We start from the raw sequence: 18,049 nt of genomic DNA, 5'->3' as shown, positions 1-18,049 counted from the left end.
TGAACAAAGAAATTCCTAATTAATGTGCTTCATCATGCGCATGCTCAGCGACAGCAGCGCCGATATACATCGCAGTGAAAAGCGTAAATACATAAGCCTGAATAGTCGCCACCAGCAATTCGATCATATTGATGAAAGTCACCATTAGCGTACTCACTACACCTATAGTATAAGATTCAAAGATGAATACCAGCGCGATGAATGCCAAGATCACGATGTGACCCGCTGTGATTGCCACAAAAAGTCGAACCATCAAGGCAAAAGGCTTGGTAAACAACCCGATGATCTCCACCGGCACAATCACTAGCAATAAAGGAACCGGCACACCTGGGGTCATGAAGACGTGCTTCCAGTAATCCTTATTCCCGTTGACATTCACGATAATAAAAGTCAAAACTGCTAAAGTTGCCGTCACTGCAATATTACCGGTCAGGTTAGCCGCACCTGGCAAAAGCCCGATTAAGTTACCCACCCAGATAAAAAAGAATAATGTAAGCAGATATGGAACAAATTTTTTGTACTTGGGACCGATTGCCTTCTCAGCAATCTCATCTCTTACAAAGATTACGATCGGCTCCACTATAGCAGCAGCTCCTTTAGGCGCCACTGCGCCATGCTTCTTATAGTGCCCTGCAGCAGAAAGCGCAAGCCAAAGTACCACAGCAATCACCAAGAACATCATCACCACATTTTTAGTGATAGACAAGTCAGTGAAGCTAGCTCCATCTACCCTGCCCATGTGATCGTGAGAGTCTATGTAATACCCCTCATGCGCATACTCCTTACCGAAAGCATGAGTCTCAGGATTCTGAAAGTCTTTTGAATTAAAAAACTCCAAACCTCTATCTCCAGAATACACAATCACTGGAAGTGATAAGGTCACGTGAGTATGGCCAATATTGAAAAAGTGCCACTCGTGAGAGTCCTTGATGTGGTGCATGATGAAACCTGTCGGATCTTCACCTCCATCTTCAGAATTTGCCCCAGCAGCAAACGACAAACTGGAGAAAGTCAGCAAAAACGCTGACAATAAAACACTTAAGGAAAGAAATTTACGCGTCATCTACTCTTTTTTTGAGGGCTACTTCGAAATCGGGCGCAAGTTAGCCAGAAAGGTGTATATATCAAACACCAGATAGAACAAAAAAACAACGAAGAAATCCGCTACAAACAAAAGAATATTCTCCGTTCCCAAATAAACCATGATTCCAATAAAGGAAAGTGAGGCTATGATTCTCAAAATCATCCCCAACATTTTGATCTGAAGAAGATTTTCTGCGGAACCTTTGAGCAGCCAAATGCTTAATACACCTATCAAATAGCTCGTTACAGCCAGGAAACTCAGAATAGTCCAAATGGCTGGATGAATAGTAGAAGGAAGTATCCACTGAAGCAAAAGAGTGAGCGCACAGATGCCTGCTGTGAGCAGGAGAAATTTCAAATGATAATTCATTTTCAATAGCGGGGTAGTAAGTTATTTGCAAATTTACCCCAAATTTTCTTTTGCGGGATTACTTATCCGAGCGAATTGAAATATAGAGCTGATAAAAAGCAATCCCAATGGAAAGAAAACAAAAAAGCAATAGCCAAACCGGAAATTTCATCGAGCTCTTTTGCTGAATCCACCAGCCTAGCCATGTGCCCGCACCTATCACCCCAAAAAGCTGAAAGGATAAGCCTATATATTTCACATATACTGGGGTACTTCTATTTTTTTTCCTACTGTCCGAACTACTCATGTATTATTCTCAAGGGTCAAAAGTTATTAATTTCATAGGAAAAATAAATCCTCTCCCAACTCCACACAAATAATAGACCAGCGATTTCGTTCACTAAGTAAATCAAAAAACCTATTTTGCTACTTGAATTGGGCAAATCAACTCATGAGAAAATTTTCCGTCTGGGCATTATGTATTTTATTTTTTGGAGCTGCATGTTCATCCGAACGCAACACATTCACCAACAGGACATTCCACAATGTCACTGCACACTACAACGCTTATTACCTGGCCAACCTTAAACTGGAAGAGGTCAAAACCGAGGTCTTCAACAATTACAAGGAAGACTACACCCAAATTCTTCCCGTTTTCATCCCATACGATTCAGCCACTATTCAAGCCAATGCAGAAAAACTACAATCCTCCAGGGAACTAGCCTCTAAAGCCATAGAATGGCACAAAATCAGCAGATGGGTGGATGACAGCTACTACATACTAGGTACATTGGATTACTTACAGTCGCATTTTGACGATGCGCAAAACACATACAAGTACATCAATGTAAACTCCAAAGACGATGACCTTCGCCAGCAGACACTCATCACTTTACTCAAACTATATGTGGATCTAGGTGAGTTCGAAAATGCCAATTTCACCATAGACTACCTCTCTAAGGAATCTGGGATCTCTAACGAAAACCGCTACGAGCTCTATAGAACTCTTGCCTATTACTACGAAAAACGTGGGGACAAAAGTGGAGTGATCGGTGCCTTGGACATGGCTTTGGAAAATGCCCAGAACAACAAAGAAAAGTCCAGGATCAATTTTATTCTGGCACAAAGATACCAGCGCGAGGGATTAGATGCCCTGGCCTATGATTACTACAATAAAGCCCTGGACGGTAACCCTCCGTATGAGCGGAGCTTTTATGCACAGCTTTATGCGCAGCAGGTAGCAGAATTAAACGCTTCCAAGGATCTCAAAAAAGTAAGAAAATACTATGATGACCTCTATGAAGACCCTAAAAATAAAGACCTAAAGGATGTGGTGATATATGAGCGGGCACTTTTTGAAGAAAAACAAGGAGATGTAGATCAAACCTTACAATTGCTCCACCAGGCAGCAAAAGAACCTGGCAGTAACCCAAGAGTAAAAGGCTATATCTATCAAAAGCTTGCTGAAATCAACCTCGCGGAATTTAAAGATTACCGTGCTACAAAATACTACCTGGATTCTGCGTTGACCTTTATCAATGAGCAGGATCCTGTGGCCTTGCAGATCAGCACACAAAAAGAATCCCTAGATCAATTCGTATTCCACTACGAGCGTATTTCTAAAGATGACAGTCTTTTGGCAATGGCTGCGCTAAGTCCCGAAGAGCAGGAGCTGCTAGCCGAGCAGTTCATTAAGTCAGAAGAGGAACGTCTCATTGCCCAAGCAAAAGCCAAAGAAGAACCGAGAAACGCAAGTATTTTCGACAACTTACTGGCTTTTGGTGGAGACAAGGGATCCGGATCATCATTCTACTTTGACAATGGAGTGGCCATGCAGCAGGGAGCCATTGAGTTTCGTAGAACATGGGGCAACAGGCCCCTGCAAGACAACTGGAGAAGAAGTGCTGCCAGCTTCCAAAGCGTCACACCTACTATCCCAGAGCCAGTGAGTGAGGATTCTACCAGCACAGAAGAAAATAACCCCCTGGCGCAACTTCCTACTAAAGAAGCCTTGCTTTCCGAAATTCCGGACAGCCCTGAAAAAATCGAATTGCTGAACAGTGAATTAGAAGAGTCCTATTTTGAACTAGGGAAGCTCCTTTATTTTGACCTGAAGGAAATTGAATTGAGTATAGAAAACCTAGAAACCCTGGTCAGCGCATACCCTGAGTCCAGCCGAAAACCTGAGGCCTATTACTTGCTTTACCTTGCTCAAAAAGACCTGGGTGGCAATTCCCAGCAATATGTTTCTAGACTGAATCGGGAATATCCTGAATCTCAGTACACCTTCTCTGTGAATAATCCAGAAGCTTCCTCTGGAAATTTGGCATATTTGGAATCTTCCAAGCGCTATGAACAAGCCTACAATTATTACTATGAAGGCCAATATCAAGCAGCCAAGGATATCATCAAAACCACCCTGGAAGAATACCCGCTCACACGAAACACCGAGCGCATTCTGCTCCTGGACATCATGCTCACCGGTAAAACGGAAAGTAGGGCTAGATACAGGGAAAGGCTAGAAGCCTACATTGAAAATTCTAAAGATCAAGATTTGGTGGAATTGGCAAGAAATATGCTAAACCCTTTGTTGTCGAGTGAAGAACTTGCCACCCTTCAAGCTGAGGAAAATAATGAAGCGGATTCCACTTTGGTGGAAAACACTGAAAATGAACAAAGTGAAGAAAGCAATGCAGATCCCGACTCTCCATATACGTATAGTGAGGCCGCAACTCATATATTTGTGCTCGCTATGAACCCCAGCCAGGCAGAGGAAGTAAAGAATCTTCTGGGAGATTTAGAAAGCTTTCATGCAAAGAACTTTGCCAAGTCAAGGTTGCGTACCGGAGAAATGAATATGAACAGGGAAAATGCGATTTACATCATCAGCCCGTTCAGCAACGCCGAGAAAGCAAAGGAATATTATCAGGTCTTTGAGAGTGATTTTACCTCTGAAGGATTACCCGAAGAAGTCAAAAAAAATGCATTTGTCATTTCTATTGAAAACTTCCAGGCACTGAACAAAACCAAGAATTTAGAAGAATACAGGACTTTCTTTAGGTCCGCTTATAAATAAACTATGAGTAAAAAAGCAAATACCCAGACCTCAAGCTGGGTCTCCAAAACCATAAAATTCCTCTGGATAGCTTTCATCGCAGGTATTTTCGGATTTATGCTGTTTGTCTGGATGATCAGTATCAATTTTTTGGGGCTTTTCGGTTCATTACCTGATTTCAAGGCTTTAGAAAACCCCGATTCCCAGATTGCTTCCGAGTTGTACTCTTCAGATGGAATGCTCCTCGGCAGATACATGCGCGAAAACAGAAGCCCTGTAACCTATGAGGAACTGGCTCCTAACCTCGTGAATGCTCTGATTGCCACCGAGGACGTTCGTTTTGAAAGTCACTCTGGCATAGATATGAAAGCCATGATGAGGGTATTTGTAAAATCTATTCTCTTAGGACAAAATGCAGGAGGTGGTTCCACACTGAGCCAGCAGACAGCCAAAAACCTCTTTAAAACCAGAACTGAAGAGAGCAGTGGGGTTTTAAGCAATGTACCGGGACTTCGCATGCTTATCATCAAAACCAAAGAATGGATAGTAGCTACCCAGCTGGAAAAAGCATATACCAAAAATGAAATCCTGACCCTTTACTTAAATACTTCGGATTTTGGTTCTAATGCATTCGGGATCAAAACTGCCTCAGAGACTTTTTTTAATAAAAAGCCCTCGGAGCTATTGCCTCAAGAGTCAGCTGTGCTAGTCGGCCTATTCAAAGCACCTACCTACTACAGCCCGGTTTACAATCCGGACAACTCACTTCGGAGAAGAAATACAGTTCTCGCTCAAATGATGCGAAATGACTATATGAGCCGGGAAGAGTTTGATTCGCTTTCTGCACTGCCTATAGAACTGGACTATAATGTAGCCAACCAAAACAAAGGGCTTGCCACCTATTTCAGAGAAATAGTCAAAGCAGACCTATTGAAATGGACCAAGGAAAATCTTAAATCCGATGGTTCTTCCTATGATCTATATGGCGATGGGCTGAAGATCTACACCACCATAGATAGCAGAATGCAGCGCTATGCAGAAGAGGCTGTAACTGAACATATGAAAGAACTGCAGAAGCTTTTCTATAAAGAAATGGGCGACAGAGCACCTTGGGTAGATGGAGATAATCGAGTGATTCCAAACTTCATCGAAGACGCTGTACGCCGAACAGAAGCTTACCGCTTACTGAAAGTACGCTATGGAAACGATACAGACTCTATCAATATCAAGTTGAATGAAAAAAAGAAAATGAAAGTTTTCTCATGGGAATTGGACGAAATCGATACGGTCATGAGTACCATGGATTCCTTGAGGTACTACAAAAAATTCCTGCAGGCAGGATTTATGAGCATGGATCCACATACAGGTCAAGTCAAAGCCTGGGTAGGTGGGATCGATCATAAGTACTTCAAATTTGATCACGTATTGCGCTCCAAAAGGCAACCTGGATCTACCTTTAAGCCTTTCGTATATGCTGCCGCTATAGAGAACGGCTATAGTCCATGCTATTCGGTCATCGATCAGCCCGTAGAAGTTTATATCCCGGACCAACCGGTTTGGAGCCCCGAGAATGCAGATGGGAAATTCACTTATGAAAAAATGACAATTCGGGAAGCGATGGCAAAATCAGTGAACTCTGTCACCGCTTATATGATGAAAAAGCTAAGTCCTAAAATAGTGGTAGAAACGGCCCGAAGACTGGGAGTCACCAGTGATCTGGAAGAGGTTCCTTCTTTGGCCTTAGGGGTAAATGAAGTCTCTATCTATGAGATGGTAGGTGCATTTGGAACTTTTGTAAACAAAGGGGAATACACTAAACCAATCTATATCGATAGAATTGAAGACAAAAACGGAAATGTAATTCAACAGTTCACTGCCAAGAAGCGCCCTGCCATGAGTGAAGAGCACGCTTACTTGATGACTTATATGCTACGTGGTGGCTTCGAAGAAAGCGGCGGAACCAGCCAAGGGGTAAATTGGGAATTAAGGCAGGACAATGAACTAGGCGGAAAAACAGGAACCACACAAAATGCTTCTGATGGTTGGTACATGGGCATCAGTAAGGATCTAGTCAGTGGATCATGGGTAGGAGGGGATGACAGAGCCATTCACTTCAGAAGCTGGTACAAGGGCCAAGGCGGCAGAACAGCCAGGCCTATATGGCAGAACTTCATGATGAAAGTATATGCGGATAAAAGCCTCGGCTACACCAAAGGGCCATTCCCAAGACCGGATAGACCACTCAGCATAGAGATTGACTGCGATGCATATGAGACCGAAAGCCAAAGATTTGCGGATTTTGACTATGATGCTCAGAAAAATGATTTCTAAAACTAAATCGTTATGATAATTTAAAACAGCCTCAATGAAGGCTGTTTTTTTTTAATTTTAAGGCATGCAATCCTCCTCTTTCCTACCCGACCAGCACCTGAATCTACCAGATCACCCAGGAGTCTACAAATACTTCAACGAGGCAGACGAACTAATCTATGTAGGCAAGGCCAAAAGCCTACGCAAGCGGGTAAGCAGCTATTTCAATAAGAACTCCGGAGTCAACCTCAAGACAAAACGGATGGTGCGGGAAATCAGGAGAATTGAGATAACGCTGGTAAACAGTGAATTTGATGCCCTGCTGCTTGAGAACAACCTGATTAAGAAATCACAACCAAAGTATAACATCCTTCTCAGGGACGATAAGACCTATCCGTACCTACTTTTGACCAAGGAGAATTTCCCACGAATCTTCCCTACTAGAAAGATGATCCCCAAGCGTGGCACCTATTTCGGTCCTTTCGCCAGCGTGAAAGCAATGAATAACGTACTGGATCTAATCCGAGAACTATTCACTATTCGAACATGTAAACTGGACCTATCGCCTTATAAAATAGCCGAAGGAAAATACAAGGTATGCCTGGAATACCATATTGGGAACTGTCAAGGCCCCTGTGAAGGCTTACAAAACGAGGCAGATTACCTCAAAGATTTAGAGCATGCTAAGCACATTTTGAAGGGTAATCTTGGCTTGGCAAAGGCCTATTTCAAGCAAGAAATGCAACATCATGCTGAAAACCTAGCGTTTGAAAAAGCACAAAAGCTAAAGGAAAAACTAGACTTACTAGAGAAATACCAAGCAAAATCACTTATCGCCAGCCCATCTATTTTAAACTTAGATGTCTGCACCATAGTCTCAGATGAAAAGAATGCTTTCGTGAATTACATGCGGGTAAAAAATGGTGCGCTCATTACCTCCAAAAACGTGGAGCTCAAGAAAAAATTAGACGAGACAGATGAGCAGCTATTATTAACTGCCTTGATCAGGCTACAAGATCAGTTTCACAGTGATGCAGATGAGGTACTATTAAACGTGCCTCTGACTGAAACCATAGATGGTCTGAATGTGATCATGCCAAAGATCGGTGATAAAAAGAAGCTGATCGAACTATCGCTAAAAAATGCCCTTTACTATAAAAAGGAAAAGGCTTTGCTACAGGGGTTGAACCAAGATAAAAAGGACCGGGTAATACGACAGTTACAACAGGACTTGAGTTTACCTGAAATCCCGGATCATATAGAATGCTTTGACAATTCAAACATCCAGGGAACCAGCCCAGTGGCGAGTATGGTGTGTTTTCTAAATGGAAAACCAGCCGTCAAAGAATATAGGCATTACCATATCAAAACAGTAGTGGGACCAGATGATTTTGCGAGTATGAAAGAGGTAGTGGGAAGACGGTACAAGCGCCTATTAGAGGAGAATAAGTCAATGCCCAAATTAGTGGTAATTGACGGAGGAAAAGGGCAGCTATCATCGGCAGTAGAAGCTTTGAAGGAGCTCGGAGTATATGGGCAGATGCCTATCATAGGGATAGCCAAAAGACTAGAGGAAATCTACTTTCCCGGGGATTCTTACCCAATACATATTGATAAAAAATCAGAAAGTCTTAGACTTTTACAAAGGATCAGGGATGAAGCCCACCGCTTTGCCATTACCTTTCACCGTAAGGTTCGTAGTAGTAATGCCTTTGGAACTCAACTAACGGCTATACCTGGCATAGGAAAAAACACTGCTGACAAGCTACTCAGTCATTTCAAATCGGTCAAAAAACTAAGTGAAGCCACAGAAAGTGAGGTTGCAGGTATAATAGGGGCAAGTAAAGCAAAATCCTTACTGGAATGGGTAGAAAAAAATAAAGGGGCTTAAAAGCCCCTTTCTATTACCATTCCCAGAGGGAATTCTCATATTCTAATAATTCGTACTCAAATGCGAGTGCATCCAAATAAGCCTGCATTTCCGGATTCGGATTTTCGGCTGAAACCATATCTGCTATTAAGGCATCTTCAGAATTGGTAAACTTCCTAACCACTGATCTAAACAACCTCGTATCAAATGCTTGAGAATAAGTCAAGTTTTTAGATTGATTTTTGAAGTTGATCCATCTCGCATCAGGATGATCTTTGAAGTAGTTGTAAAAGTCCTTATATCTGATAAATGCTATGGATTTTTGACCAGCATTGGAGTTAGACTCCGATGGCATCACCATTTCCAAGTATTTAATGTCAAATACCATGTCTGAATGGTGCTTATCAAACACAAAATCTTCTTTGAAATCCAAATAGTACAATTGCTTCACAAAGATGCTGTCCCCGGTTGCATTCAACCAGAAATTCTCCTGGAATTCAGCAATGGAAAGTGGCTGAGTGAACTCCTCGTCTGCAAACACTTCTAATGCATTTTCCTCTACTATTGCATCGTATAGTTGACTAATGATTCCATTACTCTTGGTGTCACCGGATCCGTATAGTGCTCGGTTGTATTTTTCTCTCAAATCAATTCTCCTCCACACGCCAATCTGATACATTTTATCATCTTCTCTGATTCTTTTAGCAGAGAAGACTGTGTCCATAGCAAACTGTCGATCTCCAAAACCTGAAGGGGTTACGCTGGTAGCAGCTACCTGTGCCTCACTCCGAAGCGGGCTGAGCCCTGCTATCAGTAGTAAAGACAAGAGAAATTTTGGAAAGTAATTTTTCATAATCAATGCATTATTAGTATTTCAATTTCGGGGATTATTTTACCCCGATACGAATCACCTGATTCAAGGTAGAAGGAATCTTATTCCCTCTAAAGTTCGTCCTGGTCACTTGGTTTACTACCACCACGATATCATCACCAGCTCTTGCACTTTCAAGCAATTGACGCATTGCGATGCTATTACCATTTGAGATCTGTATAGTCTGTCTAGGCACATCATTTCTCAACAATCGTACCTCACCACCAGTCACTTCAAAATTCGCATCCTTCGCCATGGTACGCCCAAATGTAGGCTCTGCCTGAGCTGAAACTTTCAGTCCAGTCAATGAACCTATGGCATAGGACTGAGTTAGGTCTACTGCATTACCGTTCGACAGTTGAGGAACGATGGTCGGATCAGGGACTGGTTTAATATCGTACGCCACATCTCCGATTTTATTGCCTCCACTGCTCACTCCTATAGTCACTTTTCCAGAAGCACCAGGAATCACAGTTAACTCACCAGGTCTATTACCTTTTATAGATTGTCCATTGCTCACTGCGAAATCTGGGGAATAAGAATTACCCAATGCCGGTACTTCTATTAATAGTTCGTTAGCACAATCTGCATAAAGCTGCTGCACAACCTCTGAAGAAACCTTGATCACAGGCTGAGCTACGAAGTACTCATACTCAACAGGTAGAACCTTGTCTTCTCCTCCCACATTAGTGATGATCTCACCATTGATCACTCTTCTGGCCAATCCTCTATCGTCATATTCTGATGCTGGAGTTACGTTAAATTCAATTTTACCAAAACCTTTCGCATCCACAGGTACAGAACGCCCATCAATGGTCATAGTGGGTGCAGCTGAGGTGGAACTGGAAGCGATAAACATATCGCCTTCAAACTTTGTACCCGCCGCTACCACATTGGAAGTCGCCGCAATTCTAGCTTCGGTTACATCAGCTTTGAAATAAAATGAACCAATCGTATTAGCAATAGCAGACAACGACTCACTTTCGATATTCAGCACTTCATTCTGGAACTGGGTAATCTGTGTCATAACAGCTCCTACCGGAGATTTCACGAAGTTCAAGGCCACAAAGTCCTTGTTTCGCGCTTCTCTGTCATTGGCAAATAATGGAATATCCTTCGCATCTTGAGCGATAGGAGGGAAAGTCATATCTGACAACCCAACGCTGCTCAAAATTTCACTGACACGCTGAGGATAGGCATTCAGCATCTGCTTCATTTCTTCTCCCTTGCCATTATTGACAAACATATTTCCAGCCATCTCTGTATTTTTCAATGCAGAATTAACAAAGTTTCCTTCGTCATTTTTCGCATTTGATTGAGTGATCAACTGTTGCTTTAGATCTTCTAAATAAGAATAGATCTCTGATGTAGCCTCTCTGATTTGTCTAGATGCCTCCACTTTTGGAACATCCTTTTCGTTATTACCCTGTTGCTCTACGGTGTATTCGATGGATTCTACAGCATTTTCATTTTTATTGATGTAGTTTTTGGAGGTTCTCTCCATTCCATCATTAATCAATACAAATTTCTGGAGAATCTGGTTACTTACTTGGAGCGCCAATAACGCCGTTAATACCAAGTACATCATCCCGATCATCCGCTGCCTAGGTGTCTCTTTAGCTCCTGCCATTTTTAAGTTTTAATGGATTTTAAAATGAATTGAAGAGAAATTAACCTTTCATAGCGGATAGCATTCCACCATAGATTTTATTCAATGAACTGACGTTCTGATTCAATTTGGATAATTCGTTTTTGAAAGCTTGGGTTTCTTTGCCTGCCTCTGTTAGGCCTTCCATAGCGGCAGTCATATTAGAATAGAATTTATTCAAAGTTTTCACGTGGCTATTGGCATCCTGAAGCTCCATTTCATATACAGAATTCAAAGCCGAAAGATTCTTAGTAACCGTTACGACTTGGTTATGGTATGCCTTTGCATCCTGAGAAGCAGAAGACATTTCTGTCAATGCTGCAGCAGTTTTACTGTAAGAAGCATTCATATCTACCAAGGTCTTAGCGGCTGTCTTTACGCTGGTTGCATATTCATTAGTAGCCACTGCAGCGTCCGAAAGGTTACCCATTTTCTGAGCAGAAGTAGCAAGGTTTTGCATTCCTTTACCCAGGCTTTCGATTAATTCAGGACCTACCTTTGCTTTAGCCAGCATTTCGTCAAGCTTTTGAGATACCTGATCTCCACCCCCGGCTGCAACTCTTTGTGCTCTTGGTGCTGCTGGAGCATCTCCAGCAAGCTCAGGGTATACTTTAGTCCAATCTACCTCATCGGCCTTAGGCTCGAAAGCTGATAAGAAAAATATCAAAGCCTCTGTACTTAGACCGATACCAATCATCCAATTGGCAAATGGCCAATCTAAGATTTTAAACATAGCACCGAGAATAACCACAGCAGCACCAATACCATAGATTTTTGGCATTATGCTGGAATAAAATTTTGCTGAGAACGAGTTGCTGTTACTAGCCATGAGATAAATTAATGATAAAGTTGTTAGGTAGTTTTGATTGTTTTATAAGATGAGTTATCGTCTTCTTCTGTTTGAGCTCTTCACATCCATAGAACCGGATCTACCGATGAAGGTCATGGTAGTTCTGAATCCAATGTGCGCCTGAGCTACATCCTCATATTCATAAGCCCTAGTACTGGTTTCTAGGTAATGGGCAATATCTTTCCAGCTACCGCCTCTTACTACTTTTCTTGGCTCATTCGGATCATCATATACCGGATCTAAATCCCAAGTGATGGAAGAGGCCGTGGTAGCATAAGCATCCAATACCCATTCGGCCACATTTCCAGACATATTGTAAAGTCCAAATCCATTCGGGGCAAATACATCCACTGGTGCAGTGTAAGCAAAACCATCGTCGATATAGTTACCTCTACCTGGTTTGAAGTTAGCCATTAAGCAACCTCTCTTGTTTTTCAGGTATGGGCCTCCCCAAGGATATTTAGCAATGTCTTTTCCTCCTTTGGCAGCATACTCCCATTCAGCTTCGGACGGCAGTCGGAAACTTGGTCCGTCAAAATCACTATCGTCATTTGCATTCATGTAGTAGGTTCTCCACTCACAGTATTTCTTTGCCTGATCCCAAGAGACACCAACCACGGGATAGTTGTCAAATGCAGGGTGGTCAAAGTAAAACTCCATCAAAGGATCTCCATAGTGATAGGAAAAGCTAGTAGACCAAACTGTAGTATCTGGTTTCAACTCATCATAGTTCAACTGAGGTGGATCTTTTAAGGTAGTGGAGGTACCGTTTTCGTAGGTTCCGCTTTTTACAGACTCCAAAAATTGCCTGTATTTGTTATTGGACACTTCATATTTGTCCATGAAAAATTCAGAAATAGTAATCTGCTTATTCAATGATGACTGAGTGTAAGCGATATCTTCATCAGCCTGCCCCATCCAGAATGTACCTGCTTTCACAGGAACCATATCATATGGAAGGTTTTGTTGCCAGTTTGACCGCTTCGGAACGCCCGTCACTTCTCCTCGTCTATTCAATTTTTCACTAGCTGTTCCTTTTTTCCCAAAAAGACTACAACCAGGTAAAATTGTTGCTATTGCCAAACCTAGGGTTATGGGCAATAAGCGAAAGTTAATTTTTTTATACATAAATGACGTTTTTTCGTTCATCAAATAATTACGAGCTGTAAATTATCCTCAAAGGTCGAAATTTAGCTGAATTTGGCACAATAATGCAAATAACCTGCCAAATAAAGGACAATGATAATTTTGAGATAATTTCAATTTTGCCTCAAATCTAGCTTTTCTAAGTTAACATCAAAATCTAAATCTAGGAGTTCGCTGGATTACCCTTTGAATCTCCCGAGTCACACTAGGAAGGGTATAACGAAGCAAGAGTTCATGACTTGTGGGCTCTTTGGCTTCCACTCCACTGAAGACTAAATCAAATGCATAACCTAATTTTAGGGAATTATCTCTCAAGAGGCTGTAACCGACCAGCAGCGATACCGATTCTTCTCCCCGAAATCCCAATCCTCCACTAATTTTATTTTGATGCGTAGCAATAACGCTCAATTCGTAAGAAAAATTATTGAAAGACACTGATTTTAAGAGAAAACTGGGCTCAATAGTCAAGGCACCTACAGGTCTAAACCTGTATCCCGCCATGAGATAAGTGTGATTTTCCAATGTATTGGCATACGATCCATCACCAAAATCAAAACTCGGTTGATTGATATGCCTGCTGCTCAAGCCTATGTAATACTTTGGCGCTTCCCACACTAGTCCCAATCCCGCATTGAAATTTAGTTGACTTTCTTTTCCTGCATCAGGAAGGTTAGGCTCTGGATTTACTACCACTAGCTCGCCATAGTCAAGGGAACTGGAATACATTCCCAGATAAGCTCCAATACTCAACGTAGCTCTATTGACTCTACGATGATAAGCCCCTTGTAAATTGACCTCCAAGTTATTCGAAGCACCTATATTATCATTCACTATGGTCAGCCCATATCCTATTCCTTTACTTTCCAGTGCTCCTTGAGCTGTCAAAAGCTGCGTAGTGGGAGCACCTCCCGAACCGGAAGTGGTGGAGTAGCCTGCCCACTGGGATCTATGAAGCGCCGAAAACTCAAATCCACCTCCTTTGCCTGCAAAAGCAGGATTGAAATACATGCGGTTATACATGTACTGCGTGAACTGAGGATCCTGCTGGGCATAAACCGAGCCTACCCCCATAAAGAAGAGCAGGAGAAATGAATATTTCAGTAAACTTTTCCCGGGGCTTCTTTGAATCATTTTGTAGTGTTTTCGTCCAATGCTTTAACTATTGTATGAATTTAAACTGAAAAACCACAAAATTGGATTCTAAGTTTTACAAACTATTGACTTTTTTTATGTAGAGCTCCAGTGCGCCGGTCATACTTGGGGCATTTGGCATCGGAGCTTCAATGTCCAAAATCAAATCTAGATCTCTTACAGCCTGGGCTGTGGTCGGACCAAATGCAGCTATTCTAGTGTTCCCCTGAGTAAACTCCGGAAAGTTGACCTTCAATGACTTGATCCCTGATGGACTGAAAAAAGCCAAAATATCATACTTCACATCTGCTAGATCCGATAAATCTGCCGCCAAGGTATGATAGATGATCGCCTCGGTAAAGGAAATCCCATTTTTATCCATATAGTCCGGAATGTCATCCTTTCGGATATCTGAACAAGGGAAAAGGTATTTCTCAGATTTATGCTTCTTAAAGTAATCAAATAAATCCTGAGCTGTTCGATGACCTACGAATAATTTGCGCTTTCGGATCACAATATACTTCTGAAGGTAATGGGCTGTCTGATCAGAAATACAGAAATACTTCATATCAGCAGGCATCTCGATTTTGAAATCTTTACAGATAGCAAAGAAATGATCTATGGCATTTCTACTGGTGAAGATCACCGCGGTATGCTTTAGAATATCTATTTTCTGCTTCCTGAATTCCTTTGACGGAACTGGCTCCACCCTGATAAACTGCCTAAAGTCAATCTTCAAGTTATACTTTTCGGCTAATTGTACGTATGGTGAATTGGCTCCGCTAGGGGCAGGTTGTGATACGAGAATACTTTTTACTGGTCTAAACCTGTCTTTGGTAACTGCGCTCATGCTTTATTGTTATTCCTTGTTGGTGATTTGCAGATAAATTAATACCCAAAATCCAGCATCAACTTAGCCAAGATTAAAAAAGGCACTAATTCTGCGATGCAAAGGTAAGTAAATAAATGGTATTTCTTAAAGCCCAGTCTATTCACCATAATTAAAAACAAGCCAAAAATCCCTGCCATATAGAACCAAAACAACCCTGTAAATGAGAGTTCTAAGACAGGTTTTACCAAATAAAATTCGTTCATTAAAAAAAACATAGAAACAACTGACATGATCAATATAGAAATCATCATCAGCCTCAGCAAATAAAAGAAATGTGGAAACTCGATTTTGCCTAGATCAAACAGGAATGCCAATATTTTGATCCCGGTGAACTTCAGCATCGCAAGCAGCAATAGGAATAAAGTACCGAAACCCCACATAGTCAGCAGTGCCCCAAAACTCAAATCTATACGGGTACTCACCCACTCCTGCCGGAAAAACACCAGCCCTGTGAGCAAAACCAAACACAATAGCATATTAACTACGAAGACATAAAACAGAATATCTAATGAGAAAAACTTCTGTAGGCCTCCACTTTCAGAAAAATCTTCTGCATTTAACATAGAAGAAGGCTTAGCTAAAATGGAGAAATTATATGGGTAAGCCCATTTATAAATAGCAATAATCAATAGTGAAATTAATAATGCTACTATATAAAAATCCCGGATGGTCTGTCTATCCAAAGCTCTCTTGTGAATAGCCAATCCTGCAGTTTGATCTCCCTTTAAAGCTGACTGTTTCGATAGGATTTTTTGGACTTTTGCATCTTCTACGGAAATCCCCTCTTTGAATACCATGAGCTTAGCCTCCTTACCCTCAAAATTCTCCTTAAAAGCTCCTACTTCCTGGGTAAATGCGGTGTCATTCTCGGTGAAAAACCAAAGCTTTTCTCCTACAAAAACCACAGAGTGATCCGGAAACTCAAATGAAAATGAAGCCAAAGGAAAAGTCTCCAGGTTCAAATCCACCACCAGACGGTCATTGGAGCTAAACCAAGTTTCGCGCTCTCCTTCCTCCCAGTCCTGATTGTAATCTTCAAGTACCTGAGCATTCAATCTTGGAATGGATAACAATCCGATCAGAAAAATGAAAATTTGAATGTACTGTTTTTTCATGCTCAAAAACGGGCTAAATAGCCAAAATGAATCTTAGAATGGGAGAACTGCAAAGTTTGCAAATTGGATTTACCTACACCATAAATAAAGCTAAAAACTCCCGATCCGGTGTCCAGATTGATTCCTGCACCAAAGGAGACCGGCCTGTCTATAGCTGATACAAAGAAAGGGTTTTCCAAGATGCCAAAATCAGCAAATGCCAATAGATATGAATTTTCCCCAAAAAAAAGCCGCTGTTCTGCATTGACATAAGCATAGGATCTTGCAAAAAAGAACTTCTCATTGAATCCGCGTATGGATTTGAGCCCTCCTATTCTATACAAATCGTTCAAAAGTAGGTTTTCATTTTCTATCAGTCCACCACTCCCGCGAAACCACATCCCCCAGTTCTGACTGACAAACACGTGCGTCTCCACCGATGCCCAGCCTGCATACTGGGGGGTATTCAGGTCTAATCCCCCATATACATCAGAGGGAATGCCCGTGTTTTCCAGTATTTTTTTATTGCCTATAGAGACTTGAACATTAATCTTAGTACCCCTCCGGGGAAAATATGGAAAATCCAAAGCATCCCACTCCCAGCCCAGCCCATATTGATTCCACCTGAAGTCTGCCACATCTGGCAGTACACTCACCGTGTCCATCCCAGAGCTACTCAATAAATCGCCGGACTGCCTTTTGGTAAAAAACCGTAAATAACTCCGCTCACCTGCATGGTATCCAAAGTCCAAGCCCAAGTATCGATTTAAAAAAGTACTATCCTGCTTGAGCAAACTAAACTCCAGCATCACATCCAGCGGGCTGTTAAACACAAATGATTCTTTGGCAGCTAATTCCAAACTTTGCGACTGCACATTCAAGCGTTGCCAGTTCACAGAAATATCCCGGCCCCGGCCACCCAAGTGATAAAGCTGCAGGTCGAGCTGCCCAGTGATGAGCATTTTCCCAGGTTCGTTTTCATTGGGCAAAAAGCCGATAACCCCATCGAAGACATTGGTGTTTCTATCGCTAAGCGTAAATGTGGGTTTAGCTTTTTTGATCTGAAACGAAAGAGCTGCCGGCGCCACTAGCCTGAAATACGGAGATCTCCGGAGAATTTGCTCGGCCACCTCTAGTTGATTCTGGGAAAAAGGCTCCCCTGCCTTAATTCCTGTCAGCTGCTGTAAATAGTTAATTTTGGTACTGGTATTGCCCTCCACCGCCAGACTGTCCCATAGAATAATCGGCCCAGAATCGTAGACAATAGTGCCTGAGAGCCTATTTCCCTCACGGGCAAGACTGTCTATTTTGAGCTGCGCAAAAGGGAAACCCGAATTTTCTGCATTTCGGATCACCCCTTTCATCCAGCGCTCCGCATCTGCATAGCTGGAGGTCACCGGTGCTACCTTATTCCTAAGTGCTAGAGGAACCTGATCTGTACGCAAATCCTCCCACAGGTATTCATTTCCAAGCTCAAGAACCACCAGCAAAGAATCCTGGGCCAAATATTCTTCGGTAGCGTAAGCTTCCAAAAAACCTGAAGCTTGTAATCCGCTCAAGGTAGAGTCTACCTTAGCCAAAGCCTGTATGGCAGAAGGGAAACTTTGCCAGGAAGAGACCGATCGCCCATCCTCCATCTTCAGCCAAAATCCTGTTTGGGAAAATGCCTTTGGGCCAGCCCAAAAAAAGTAAAATAAGCATACCAAAACGGATAATTTCAAAGTGCAGTGCGGGATTGATTATATTCGCA

14 protein-coding genes are annotated in these 18,049 nt (G+C 42.1%); 3 read left to right on the top strand and 11 right to left on the bottom strand.

Annotation, left to right across the window (positions count from 1 at the left end):
• Positions 1–19 precede the first annotated feature (19 nt).
• Genes atpB through PBT90_RS00505 form a run of 3 tightly spaced genes read right to left on the bottom strand, consistent with a single transcriptional unit; the run spans position 20 to position 1,739 of the window.
• Complete coding sequence (gene atpB / locus PBT90_RS00515) at positions 20–1,063, bottom strand: F0F1 ATP synthase subunit A (protein WP_264808405.1); 1,044 nt, start codon at positions 1,061–1,063, stop codon at positions 20–22.
• Between the two features lie 18 nt (positions 1,064–1,081).
• Positions 1,082–1,453, bottom strand: coding sequence for a hypothetical protein (locus tag PBT90_RS00510; protein ID WP_264808404.1), 372 nt, complete (start codon positions 1,451–1,453; stop codon positions 1,082–1,084).
• 58 nt (positions 1,454–1,511) lie between these two features.
• Positions 1,512–1,739, bottom strand: coding sequence for an AtpZ/AtpI family protein (locus tag PBT90_RS00505; protein ID WP_264808403.1), 228 nt, complete (start codon positions 1,737–1,739; stop codon positions 1,512–1,514).
• Positions 1,740–1,883: 144 nt separating this feature from the next.
• On the opposite strand from PBT90_RS00505, the gene porW reads away from it, so the two are divergent.
• The 3 genes from porW to uvrC all read left to right on the top strand — a co-directional run bounded on the left by porW (position 1,884) and on the right by uvrC (position 8,688).
• Positions 1,884–4,508 (top strand): type IX secretion system periplasmic lipoprotein PorW/SprE, encoded by a 2,625-nt coding sequence (porW, locus tag PBT90_RS00500; protein WP_264808402.1) that lies wholly within the window; start codon positions 1,884–1,886, stop codon positions 4,506–4,508.
• Positions 4,509–4,511: 3 nt separating this feature from the next.
• Positions 4,512–6,818, top strand: a complete 2,307-nt coding sequence (locus tag PBT90_RS00495) for a penicillin-binding protein 1A (RefSeq protein ID WP_264808401.1) — start codon at positions 4,512–4,514, stop codon at positions 6,816–6,818.
• A 64-nt stretch (positions 6,819–6,882) separates the two neighbouring features.
• The gene (gene uvrC, locus PBT90_RS00490) at positions 6,883–8,688 is read left to right on the top strand and encodes an excinuclease ABC subunit UvrC (protein WP_264808400.1); all 1,806 of its coding nucleotides are present in this window, start codon (positions 6,883–6,885) and stop codon (positions 8,686–8,688) included.
• A 13-nt stretch (positions 8,689–8,701) separates the two neighbouring features.
• On the opposite strand, the gene porN is transcribed toward uvrC, so the two are convergent.
• The 8 genes from porN to PBT90_RS00450 all read right to left on the bottom strand — a co-directional run bounded on the left by porN (position 8,702) and on the right by PBT90_RS00450 (position 18,020).
• Entirely contained in the window at positions 8,702–9,520 is an 819-nt protein-coding gene (porN, locus tag PBT90_RS00485; protein ID WP_264808399.1) for a type IX secretion system ring subunit PorN/GldN, read from the bottom strand.
• Positions 9,521–9,554: 34 nt separating this feature from the next.
• Positions 9,555–11,168, bottom strand: a complete 1,614-nt coding sequence (gene porM / locus PBT90_RS00480; RefSeq protein WP_264808398.1) for a type IX secretion system motor protein PorM/GldM — start codon at positions 11,166–11,168, stop codon at positions 9,555–9,557.
• 40 nt (positions 11,169–11,208) lie between these two features.
• On the bottom strand, positions 11,209–12,015 hold the full coding sequence (gene porL, locus PBT90_RS00475; RefSeq protein ID WP_406568152.1) for a type IX secretion system motor protein PorL/GldL: 807 nt from the start codon (positions 12,013–12,015) through the stop codon (positions 11,209–11,211).
• Between the two features lie 54 nt (positions 12,016–12,069).
• The gene (gene porK / locus PBT90_RS00470; protein ID WP_264808396.1) at positions 12,070–13,164 is read right to left on the bottom strand and encodes a T9SS ring complex lipoprotein PorK/GldK; all 1,095 of its coding nucleotides are present in this window, start codon (positions 13,162–13,164) and stop codon (positions 12,070–12,072) included.
• A gap of 168 nt (positions 13,165–13,332) precedes the next feature.
• Positions 13,333–14,313: a PorP/SprF family type IX secretion system membrane protein gene (locus PBT90_RS00465; protein ID WP_270131046.1), complete on the bottom strand. Its 981-nt coding sequence runs from the start codon at positions 14,311–14,313 to the stop codon at positions 13,333–13,335.
• A gap of 76 nt (positions 14,314–14,389) precedes the next feature.
• Positions 14,390–15,163, bottom strand: a complete 774-nt coding sequence (locus PBT90_RS00460) for a uroporphyrinogen-III synthase (RefSeq protein WP_264808394.1) — start codon at positions 15,161–15,163, stop codon at positions 14,390–14,392.
• Positions 15,164–15,201: 38 nt separating this feature from the next.
• Complete coding sequence (locus PBT90_RS00455; protein ID WP_264808393.1) at positions 15,202–16,320, bottom strand: DUF4271 domain-containing protein; 1,119 nt, start codon at positions 16,318–16,320, stop codon at positions 15,202–15,204.
• A 2-nt stretch (positions 16,321–16,322) separates the two neighbouring features.
• Positions 16,323–18,020, bottom strand: coding sequence for a BamA/TamA family outer membrane protein (locus PBT90_RS00450; protein ID WP_264808392.1), 1,698 nt, complete (start codon positions 18,018–18,020; stop codon positions 16,323–16,325).
• Positions 18,021–18,049 lie beyond the last annotated feature (29 nt).

Origin of the sequence: Algoriphagus sp. TR-M9, from assembly GCF_027594545.1 — a bacterium.
GTDB lineage: Bacteria > Bacteroidota > Bacteroidia > Cytophagales > Cyclobacteriaceae > Algoriphagus > Algoriphagus halophytocola.
The sequence above is the reverse complement of the archived record's forward strand: the minus strand, read 5'-3'. Positions and strand labels throughout refer to the sequence as shown.

What these genes read in the sequence shown, in the direction of transcription:
- PBT90_RS00465 (WP_270131046.1), bottom strand. Translation starts at nt 14,313, where the DNA reads ATGATTCAAAGAAGCCCCGGGAAAAGTTTACTGAAATATTCATTTCTC.
- uvrC (WP_264808400.1), top strand. Translation starts at nt 6,883, where the DNA reads ATGCAATCCTCCTCTTTCCTACCCGACCAGCACCTGAATCTACCAGAT.
- PBT90_RS00505 (WP_264808403.1), bottom strand. Translation starts at nt 1,739, where the DNA reads ATGAGTAGTTCGGACAGTAGGAAAAAAAATAGAAGTACCCCAGTATAT.
- porM (WP_264808398.1), bottom strand. Translation starts at nt 11,168, where the DNA reads ATGGCAGGAGCTAAAGAGACACCTAGGCAGCGGATGATCGGGATGATG.
- porW (WP_264808402.1), top strand. Translation starts at nt 1,884, where the DNA reads ATGAGAAAATTTTCCGTCTGGGCATTATGTATTTTATTTTTTGGAGCT.
- PBT90_RS00455 (WP_264808393.1), bottom strand. Translation starts at nt 16,320, where the DNA reads ATGAAAAAACAGTACATTCAAATTTTCATTTTTCTGATCGGATTGTTA.
- PBT90_RS00495 (WP_264808401.1), top strand. Translation starts at nt 4,512, where the DNA reads ATGAGTAAAAAAGCAAATACCCAGACCTCAAGCTGGGTCTCCAAAACC.
- PBT90_RS00510 (WP_264808404.1), bottom strand. Translation starts at nt 1,453, where the DNA reads ATGAATTATCATTTGAAATTTCTCCTGCTCACAGCAGGCATCTGTGCG.
- atpB (WP_264808405.1), bottom strand. Translation starts at nt 1,063, where the DNA reads ATGACGCGTAAATTTCTTTCCTTAAGTGTTTTATTGTCAGCGTTTTTG.
- porK (WP_264808396.1), bottom strand. Translation starts at nt 13,164, where the DNA reads ATGTATAAAAAAATTAACTTTCGCTTATTGCCCATAACCCTAGGTTTG.
- porL (WP_406568152.1), bottom strand. Translation starts at nt 12,015, where the DNA reads ATGGCTAGTAACAGCAACTCGTTCTCAGCAAAATTTTATTCCAGCATA.
- porN (WP_264808399.1), bottom strand. Translation starts at nt 9,520, where the DNA reads ATGAAAAATTACTTTCCAAAATTTCTCTTGTCTTTACTACTGATAGCA.
- PBT90_RS00460 (WP_264808394.1), bottom strand. Translation starts at nt 15,163, where the DNA reads ATGAGCGCAGTTACCAAAGACAGGTTTAGACCAGTAAAAAGTATTCTC.